The organism is Pseudoalteromonas sp. ESRF-bin5 (genome assembly GCF_002632075.1).
GTDB lineage: Bacteria > Pseudomonadota > Gammaproteobacteria > Enterobacterales > Alteromonadaceae > Pseudoalteromonas > Pseudoalteromonas marina.
Genome location: NZ_NTLW01000273.1, coordinates 1 through 9,695, shown reverse-complemented (window position 1 = coordinate 9,695; position 9,695 = coordinate 1). Strand labels below are relative to the sequence as shown.

Here is a 9,695-nt window from a genome sequence, read left to right as displayed (position 1 = left end):
AATGCTTGAAGTATTTCCTCACTTTGCATACTAGTTCCACGAGCGAAAATATCGTAAACGCTGACTTCTAAATCTTCAGAATCAATACCAAAGTAATACGTTAAAGACGCATGAGGATCGGTATCTATTAGTAATACACGTTTACCCTGCAGTGCTAAAGTACCAGCAAGACTGACCGCAGTCGTTGTTTTACCAACGCCACCTTTTTGGTTGGCTACAGTCCAAATCTTCACATCATATCCTAGTTACTGTTCATTGCGAGTTGTAATACGAATTCCACCATGTGGTAAACGAATAATTTTTATTGTGTCATCGTCTGACGGTAATTCTACTTCTGGCTCAGGCGCTACTGCCTCAACTATTGGCTCTTCTGCTGAATTATTTTTCTCTTCTGGCAACCCATATTTAGATAACGCTATTACTACTTTTCTATTTTCAGCTCGGCCCTCATCTGTGTCGTTAGGTGCAAAGGGTGAATACTGTCCATACCCTTCAATCGCCATTCGGGCCGAATTTATGCCAAGTGCTTCAAGCTCAACAAGTATTGAAGTTGCGCGAGCGACAGAAAGCTCCCAGTTAGAGCGAAATATTTCATTTTTAATTGTTTCATCATCTGTATATCCACGCACACGTATATAGTTATCCACTGGCGCGATAATATCTTTTACAATTTTAACAACTTGTTTTGCTCTAGAATGAGCAACTGCGCTACCACTTGAAAATAACATACCTGAACTCAGTTCTATTATGAGCCAATCTTGATGCAATTCTAGATTGGCTTCACCATCACGTATTTCATCAATAAGCGCTGACTGAAGTTTTGTTAATAAGCTATCAAGTGGTTTTCCTAAATATTTTTGCTGTATATTACTTGTCTCACTTTGGCCGTCTAACAACTCTGGGCCTTGCTCTTCCTTGTTGATACTTTCGCCATACAGTAATTCATTTTCAGGAGTAACTCTATCAGTAAGTATTCCAGTACCATCTACACCCGTACCTTGCTGAGAATAAACACGAGCCGACTTGTCGAATACTTGCTCTAGGGAATCGGATAAAATTTGGAAGTTTTCTTCTTTGTTAATCGCAATCGCATACATTACAACAAAGAAGGCAAACATAATGGTCATATAATCCGCATAAGATACTAACCAGCGCTCTGTATGCTGGTTTTTATGGGCCGAGCGACCAAATCGTCGACGCATCATTTTTATGCGTCCACTAGGCTTGGCCGTTCAACACGATAAGCTTCTAACTTTAGCTCAATGTTCATTGGGCTTTGGCCATCGCTGATTGCAATTATCCCTTCTGCAAGCATTTCGTGGTAAAGCATCTTTTCTTCTACACGTTGCTTGAGCTTATGTGCCATTGGCAAAAATAATAAATTAGCTAACCCCACCCCATAAATCGTTGCAATAAAGGCTGTTGCAACTCCAGCGCCAAGCAATTGTGGATCGGTAATAAAAGACATAGCCTGAATAAGTCCAAGAACAGCTCCTAAAATACCGATGGTAGGGCTATAACCGCCCATTGCTTCGTATACACGTGCAGCTTCAAGCAAACGCTCACGCTCCAACATTAAATCTATTTCAAGCGTATCACGTAGCCTCTGCTCTGAACCGCCATCAACAAGTAAACTCAGCCCTTTTGCTGCATATACATCTGAGTGAGTTAGGGCCTCATCCTCTAATGCCAAATATCCTTCTTGTCTCGCTTTATGAGACCAACGTTTAACTTGCTCAATTGCATCATCAATATTGTAACTGGGAGTCACAAATACCCAGTGACTCATTCTAAGCATTTTTTTAAAGGTACTAGTAGACGTTTGTAGCATTACAGCGCCTACTGTCCCACCTAGTACTATAATGAGCGCAGGACCATTAAAAAGGGCGGCAATCACACCACCTTCTAGATGATAGCCAATTGCTATAGCACTTAGTGCAACAATTAAACCAAGTACAGAAAGCTTATCCACAACCGGTTTCGCTTTTTATCCGCGTTGCAATATCGTCAAGCGCTAAACTCTCACTTGAAAGCCCCGCATTAGCAACAGCTTGTGGCATACCATAAACAACACAGCTTTTTTCATCTTGTGCCCAAATAGTGGCGCCAGTTTGTTTTAACATTCTTGCGCCATCTCTACCATCAGCCCCCATGCCGGTTAAAATAATAGCTAAAACATCTCCCTGATAAGCTTTTGCAATACTTGCAAATGTAACGTCAACACTGGGCTTATAAGTGATTCGCTCGCTACTGTCTTCAAAAACGCGCAATGTTTTAGAACCACCTCGACCTTCAACCATCATTTGTTGCCCGCCAGGAGCCAAATAGGCAGTTCCAGGGTCAAGACGATCACCTTGCTGTGCTTCTTTTACTTTTATTTTACACAACCCATTTAAACGAGCTGCAAATGCCGGTGTAAAAGCAGCAGGCATATGCTGGATAAGTAAAATAGGATGCGGAAAATTAGCGGGTAATTGCGTAAGCACATTTTGTAAAGCAACAGGACCACCAGTAGATGTACCGATAGCCACAAGCTTGTATTGCTTGCCACTTGCACGAGTTGGTACGTTGTTTTGTGTTTTTGTTAATGTCGATGCGGTTGTTGAACGCTGAAAACTTCTATCTGGTTGCCTGATTGAAGACGCAGTATTACTGATTTTATCAGGCACAGAGCGTGCCGCTGGTTTCTGGTGTGTTATTGGCTTAAAGGCTCTAGGAATACGCTTATTACCAATTTCTTTGACTTTAGCTTGAAGGAGCTTTATCGCATCTTCATTATTACGTGCAATATCTTCAAACTTTTTAGGTAAAAAATCCATCGCTCCAGCATCAAGCGCATCAAGTGTTGCTGTTGCGCCAGCACGGGTTAAAGAGGAAAACATTAATATTGGCGTGGGGTTATTTGCCATTATCTCTTTAACAGCACTGATACCATCAAGCACAGGCATTTCTACATCCATCGTGATCATATCAGGACGAAGCTGAGCCGTTTTTTCTACAGCCTCTCTGCCATTAATGGCAAAACCTATAACTTGTATATCGCTGTCTTGTTCAAGGATTTCGCTTACTCTACGACGAAAAAAGCTTGAATCATCAACAACTAAAACTTTTACGGCCATTTAGCTCTCTTATTAAATTTATACGTAGGCACACATCTTATGTGTACCTACTTTATGATTTAGCCAGCGTAGTGTTTTAACATATTTGGAACATCTAAAATTAGTGCAATTCCACCATCTGATGTAATAGTTGCGCCTGCCATACCTGGGGTACCCTGCAAAAGAGCATCAAGAGGTTTAATTACAACTTCTTCTTGACCTATTAAAGAATCAACTACAAAACCAACCTGCTGAGTACCTATTTGAACAATAACAACATGACCTTGCGCTTTGCGCTGAGTGCGATCTGCTCCTTTAACTAACCAATGCTCAAGATAAAATAGCGGTATCGCTTTCTTACGTACAATAATAGTTAGTTGACCATCAACTACATTTGTTTTGGTTAGATCTAAATGGAATATTTCACTTACACCAGCTAATGGTAATGCAAATGTTTGTTCGCCAACTACAACCATCAAGGTTGGTAATATCGCAAGTGTTAACGGTACTTTTATTTCTAAAATTGTACCAACACCTAGCTCTGACTGAATACTCACTGAGCCATTAAGTTGAGTGATTTTAGTTTTTACAACATCCATTCCCACACCACGCCCTGAGATGTCAGAGATCTCTTCTTTGGTAGAAAATCCTGGTGCAAAGATTAAATTGTACGCCTCGGTATCCGATAAACGGCTCGCCTGGTCGTGATCTAAAACGCCTTTACTGATTGCTATTTTTTTGAGCTTTTCAGCATCCATACCCGCACCATCATCTTTGATGGTAAGCAAAATATGGTCTCCCTCTTGAGACGCTGAAAGTGTAACATTACCCGTCCGAGGTTTGCCTGCTGCTTCACGAGCTGCTGGCATCTCTATTCCGTGGTCAACTGAGTTTCTAACTAAGTGAACAAGCGGGTCTGCAAGTGCCTCAACCAAGTTTTTATCTAAATCAGTTTCTTCACCAACAAGCTGTAAACTAATATCTTTATTTAAGCTTCGTGCTAAGTCACGAACAACGCGAGGGAAGCGGCCAAATACCTTTTTAATTGGCTGCATTCGCGTTTGCATTACTGCGCCTTGGATATCAGCCGTCACAACATCTAAGTTAGAAATGGCTTTGCCCATTGCTTCACTTTCTGAGTTAGTGGCTAAACTTACCAATCTGTTACGAACAAGTACAAGCTCACCCACCATATTCATTATTTGGTCTAGGCGTTTTGTGTCAACTCGGACTGTTGTTTCTGCTTGCGGAGGAGCTGGCTTTTTCACAGCTGCAGGCGCTGGAGCTGCTTTTTCTGCAGGCTTTTGCACTGGTTTTGGCGCAGCGGCTTTTACAGGTTCAGGCTTTTTGACAGGCTCACTTACCTTAGCCACAGGTTTAGCAGCGGGCTTCGGCTCTGAAGCTGCAGGGCTCTCTATTGATTTAGGGGCACCTGATCCATGAAGTTCGTCAAGCAATGCTTCAAACTCATCATCGCTAATTTCATCATCGCTAGAATCACTTGCAGGTGAACGTGTTGAAGGCGTTGCAGAGCTTTCTGCAGAATTATTACTTGCTGTTTGCTCTTTTACAGGCTCACTGGCCGCAACAGCACCAAAGCTTCCAACGCCATGAAGTTCATCAAGTAAGTTGTCAAACTCATCATCTGTAATGTCTCCACTGACATCACTACTACTGGACGCGCTTTCAGCTACAGGGCTTTGACCTTTTCCATGTAATTCGTCTAGTAAGTTTTCAAATTCATCTTCTGTTATTTCGTCAATCTGAGTTTCATCATCGCTTTGTTCAACTGTTCCACCGCTAAATAGCTCGTCAAATGCAAACGGATCTTCTTCATCAGTTCCTGAGGCTTCCTCGGCAACTGGGGCATCAATAACCTCGGCTTGAGGTTCTTCAGTTGAATCAACTGGTGAGTCACCAGCAAGCTCTTCTTCTGTTGGAGGTAAACCTAGTTTATGAAGGGTTTCAAGAAGTTCGGGATCAGCGGGTTCTGGTTTGTCACGATTTTGAATGGTAGCAAACATCTCGTTAATCGTATCGAGAGCTTGTAAAATTACGTCCATCAACTCCGAATTAACCGTTCGTACGCCTTGCCTAAGCAGGTCGAACACATTCTCTGCGCCATGACATGCGTCAACGAGCTCGGTCATAGCTAAAAACCCAGCACCACCTTTTACAGTGTGAAACCCTCTAAATATGGCATTGAGTAATTCGGTGTCCTCTGGATTGTTTTCCAGCTCAACTAACTGTTCAGATAAAAGCTCTAGGATTTCTCCTGCCTCTACAAGAAAGTCTTGTAAAATATCTTCATCGACTTCAAACATGCAGTTACTCTCCTCTTAGAAGCCCAAACTTGATAAAAGATCATCGACTTCATCTTGATCAGATACAACATCATTACGTGATTCTTTATCAATAATAGGGCCTTCTGGACCTGCTAAAGTTTGTTCGTCTAATGGTTCATTTGTTTTTTGTTGTTCTATTTTTTCGGCTTTGCTTTCGCTTTGATCAGCGAAGGCTGTCAAAAGATGAATTAAGCTTTCTTCAACTTCTCTAACAAGCTCAATAACTCGGCGAATAACTTGGCCGGTTAAATCTTGATAGTCTTGTGCCATAAGTACATTAGTCATCAAACTTTGCAGCTCATCGGTTTTATGATGAGAATTGTTCATAAACTTATCAATGCTGTGGCATAACGATTTAAACTCCCCTAACTCAATCTCTCGATTCATTAGGCGATCCCATGTCGGTTTGATATGAGATATTTCATCTGCCAACTGTTGAGCAATTGGTAGGCTAGCCTCAACTGCATCCATTGTTTTATTCGCGGCATTTTCTGTCATTTCTATAACATAATTGAGCCGTTTTTTTGCATCTGGAATAGCATCGGTAGTTAAGTCAGATAAGCGAGTGTCTAGCTCAAAGCTTTTTAAAGCTTCATGCAATTGACGGGTTAACTTTCCAACCTCAGCAAATATTTCAGATTGCTCCTTAGAAGCGGTATCTAAAATTAACTGATTGGCTTTGTCTTGCTCACCGTTTTCTAGAAAAACAACGAGCTGACGAGCTTGTTCTAAAGTTATTTGAGGCGCAGCAAGTGCTGACATAAGCCTCTCCCCCTATCATTAGCCTAAACGTTCAAATACTTTTTCTAATTTAGTTTTGAGTGTTCCAGCAGTAAATGGCTTAACGATATAACCATTAACACCTGCCTGTGCTGCCGCTATAATTTGTTCTTTTTTAGCTTCAGCCGTTACCATCAATACTGGAATGTGTTTAAGCTTATCATCCGCACGTATTGCTCTTAGTAGGTCTATACCCTGCATTCCTGGCATATTCCAATCGGTAACAACAAAATCAAATACTTGATTTTGTAGCATTGGCAAAGCGGTTGACCCATCGTCTGCTTCTTGAACATTAGTGAAACCTAAGTCACGCAACAGATTTTTAATAATACGTCTCATTGTTGAAAAATCATCAACAACCAGAATTTTCATGTTTTTATCCAAAACATCCCCCAGTGAGGTCTTAACCTTGTTTACTTACTACTAATTTATCCAGTCATTGATTTTAGCTTTAAGCTTAATCATCGCCTGACCATGTATTTGACTTACACGCGATTCACTTACATCGAGTATATGCCCTATTTCTTTTAAATTCATTTCATCGTTATAGTACAAAGACAGCACCATTGCATCACGTTCTGGTAAAGATTTTATTGCACCTAATAGAGACTCGTTAAACCGCTCATTTTTAACATTATTAAACGGTTTGTCTAGCGCTAAATCTTGGCCCACTGGACTGATGGCATCTTCATCAACACCAAGGTCTTCAATACCGAGTACTTTACTTGCATTTACATCGTTTAAGATATGATGGTACTCATTTAACGAAATTTCAAGTTTTTCAGCAACTTCTATATCTGTTGGCTCACGGTTTAAGCTTTTTTCTAAAAAAGCAATTGTTTCGGCCACCAAACGGCTTTTACGATGTACTGAACGGGGTGCCCAATCGCCACGTCGCATCTCGTCAAGCATTGCCCCACGAATACGAATCCCCGCAAAAGTTTCAAAGCTAGCCCCTTTGGTTGCATCAAAACTTTTAGATGCTTCAATCAGACCTATCATTCCTGATTGTATTAAATCGTCCAGCTGCACGCTGGCTGGTAAACGCGCTATAAGATGACATGCCACTTTTTTGACAAGTGATGCATGTTTTTCAACAATCACATTTAAATTTTGTGCTGATTGATATCCCATAACTTTATTCACCAATGTTGTCATAATTAGCCGTTTACTAGTTTCTCTATGAAAAACTCCAGATGACCTGATGGTTGATTAGGTATTGGCCATTTAACTGCTTTTGTTGCTAACGCTTGAAACGCAAGTGCCGCCGGCGAATTAGGAAAAAGCTCTACAATAACTTTTTGGCGACGCGTTGCTTTGCGCATATTTTCGTCGTAGGGAACCGTTGCGACCAGGTCCATTGATACATCTAAAAAACGATCGGTCACTTTGGAAAGTTTAGCAAATAACTCTTGCCCTTCACGCATACTACGGACCATATTTGCAACAATTTTAAATTTGTATACACCATGCTCGCGACTCAACACTTTAATGAGCGCGTAAGCATCTGTAATCGATGTGGGCTCGTCGCATACAACAACCATGACGTCTTGTGCCGCGCGAGAAAAACTCAGCACCATGTCTGAAATACCTGCGGCTGTATCGACAATTAAAATATCAAATTCTGTATTTAATTCACTAAAAGCCCGTATAAGTCCCGCGTGCTCTGAAGGCGACAATTCAACCATACTTTGAGAGCCTGACGTTGCGGGTACAATCTTTATACCTGCGGGGCCTTCAACTAAAATTTCATCAAGTTCACATTCACCAGATAAAACATGTGATAAGTTACGTTCAACACGTAGTCCTAGCATAACGTCACAGTTTGCTAAGCCTAAATCGGCATCAAGAACCAACACTCTGTTACCTTGCTGGCCTAATGCAATTGCAGTATTCAGAGAAACATTTGTTTTTCCTACTCCACCTTTACCGCCAGTGACAGCGATAACTTTTACGCCGTTGTTATTGTTTTGACTCATTTTGCGCAGGCCACTTGCTTGATCTAATACTGTGTTAATCATACATCCCTACTGTGCTTGGCGCCACTGCTTGGTGCCTTGAATGTTGTGCTTTTGCTCTTTTTAAATAGAGTTGCTCAGCCTTTTTAACTAGTTTTTCAGCATTTGCAACTCGAATATCTTCTGGTACTCGTTGACCGTTAGTAAGATACCCTATTGGAAGGCGATTTTGAATCGCTATACTAATAATCTCACCTAAACTTAAAGATTCGTCTAATTTGGTGAATATACAACCACTTAACTGCACTTTTTTAAAGTGCCTAACGGTTTCTTGCAACACATGTATTTGCGATGTTGCGCTGAGCACTAAATAACTGCGAATATCAACACGCTGATTACGCATTAGCGTATTAAGTTGCTCAGTTAAGCGCAAGTCGCGCTGGCTCATACCCGCAGTATCAATTAATACTAGTCGTTTATTTCGTAAATGATATAAAACTTCAGCTAATTCATTAGCATCTTTAACTTGCTTAACACCACAACCTATAATTCGGCCATAAGTGGCGAGTTGCTCATAAGCACCAATTCTGTATGTGTCTGTTGTGATTAAAGCGACTTTGTCTGCACCATATTTTTGTGCGCCAAGTGCAGCTAATTTAGCAACGGTTGTTGTTTTGCCAACACCCGTTGGGCCGACTAAGGCGTATACACCGCCTTGACGTAAAATCTCGTTGTTGGTTGTCTGCATCTGATCTTCAACCATTGTTAAAAGTGCTTTCCAACCTTGCTGGCGAGATACATCGTCAGGAACAAAGCACGCCATTTGCTCAGCAACATCTTTATCTATTCCCATACCGACTAAACGATCAATCATGCATGCACGAGTAGGATCGCGTCTTGCCATGTCTTGTTGCATAAGCCCTGACACTTGATGTTCTAACAATTGACGAATGGCATTCATTTCGTCACGCATTGACGAAATTTGCTCACTTTCAGTATGCTTAGTTTCTTGGCGAGGTGTCACTGGACTGTCAAGATCATCAAAACCACTTTCTAAATCATCAAATCCAAGGCTGTCTGCTTGTGTTTGCGGACGCGCTGAAGCTTGACGTTCATTAGTGAACATAGGACGAGGACGCTGCTCTTGAACTGGCTCTTGGTAGTTGTCTGTAGTATCAATACCTGATTGAGAAAACATAGAAGCCAATTCTGCAGAACGAGGGCGTGGGGCTTGACGCTCTAATAATGCCTGAAGACTATCGGCTACTTTCGCTTGTGGCTCTGGTTTAGCGCGAAGAGGCTCTGGTTTTACAAAATTATGCACTGGCTGTGTTTTTGTTGAGCTTTGTCCTGGAGCGCTAAGTGCTTGCTCTTTTTTAGGGGCTGCTTTGTCATAATCTACTGCTGCTACAATTTCTACACCGTTAGCTAGTTTTTTATTTGACATAATAACCGCATCAACACCTAATTCGTCTTTAACTTCTTTAAGTACTGTGCGCATATCTTTAGCAAAA

Annotated in this window: 10 protein-coding genes; all 10 read right to left on the bottom strand. The window is 41.3% G+C overall.

What is annotated here, in order from left to right; all coding sequences use genetic code 11:
* Positions 1 to 233: ParA family protein (locus BCG07_RS16865; RefSeq protein WP_286891211.1), on the bottom strand; the 233-nt coding region annotated here is incomplete at its 3' end.
* A 12-nt stretch (positions 234 to 245) separates the two neighbouring features.
* Positions 246 to 1,205 (bottom strand): flagellar motor protein MotB, encoded by a 960-nt coding sequence (locus tag BCG07_RS16860; RefSeq protein WP_286891210.1) that lies wholly within the window; start codon positions 1,203 to 1,205, stop codon positions 246 to 248.
* Positions 1,206 to 1,207: 2 nt separating this feature from the next.
* Entirely contained in the window at positions 1,208 to 1,972 is a 765-nt protein-coding gene (locus BCG07_RS16855) for a flagellar motor protein (protein ID WP_006792759.1), read from the bottom strand.
* Positions 1,965 to 3,119, bottom strand: coding sequence for a protein-glutamate methylesterase/protein-glutamine glutaminase (locus BCG07_RS16850; protein ID WP_286891209.1), 1,155 nt, complete (start codon positions 3,117 to 3,119; stop codon positions 1,965 to 1,967). The genes BCG07_RS16855 and BCG07_RS16850 overlap by 8 nt, the downstream gene beginning before the upstream one ends.
* A 59-nt stretch (positions 3,120 to 3,178) precedes the next feature.
* Positions 3,179 to 5,422, bottom strand: a complete 2,244-nt coding sequence (locus tag BCG07_RS16845) for a chemotaxis protein CheA (protein ID WP_243532969.1) — start codon at positions 5,420 to 5,422, stop codon at positions 3,179 to 3,181.
* A 15-nt stretch (positions 5,423 to 5,437) separates the two neighbouring features.
* On the bottom strand, positions 5,438 to 6,205 hold the full coding sequence (locus BCG07_RS16840; RefSeq protein ID WP_006792756.1) for a protein phosphatase CheZ: 768 nt from the start codon (positions 6,203 to 6,205) through the stop codon (positions 5,438 to 5,440).
* An 18-nt stretch (positions 6,206 to 6,223) separates the two neighbouring features.
* A complete protein-coding gene (gene cheY, locus BCG07_RS16835; protein WP_008132609.1) occupies positions 6,224 to 6,607 on the bottom strand; it encodes a chemotaxis response regulator CheY in 384 nt (127 codons plus the stop codon).
* A gap of 39 nt (positions 6,608 to 6,646) precedes the next feature.
* Positions 6,647 to 7,357 carry an RNA polymerase sigma factor FliA gene (locus BCG07_RS16830; RefSeq protein WP_008132612.1) on the bottom strand — a complete coding sequence of 237 codons (711 nt, stop codon included), beginning with the start codon at positions 7,355 to 7,357 and terminating at the stop codon, positions 6,647 to 6,649.
* Between the two features lie 26 nt (positions 7,358 to 7,383).
* Entirely contained in the window at positions 7,384 to 8,244 is an 861-nt protein-coding gene (locus BCG07_RS16825; RefSeq protein ID WP_006792753.1) for a MinD/ParA family ATP-binding protein, read from the bottom strand.
* On the bottom strand, positions 8,237 to 9,695 hold a 1,459-nt coding region (flhF, locus tag BCG07_RS16820; RefSeq protein ID WP_286891207.1), incomplete at its 5' end, for a flagellar biosynthesis GTPase FlhF. The genes flhF and BCG07_RS16825, both read right to left, overlap by 8 nt.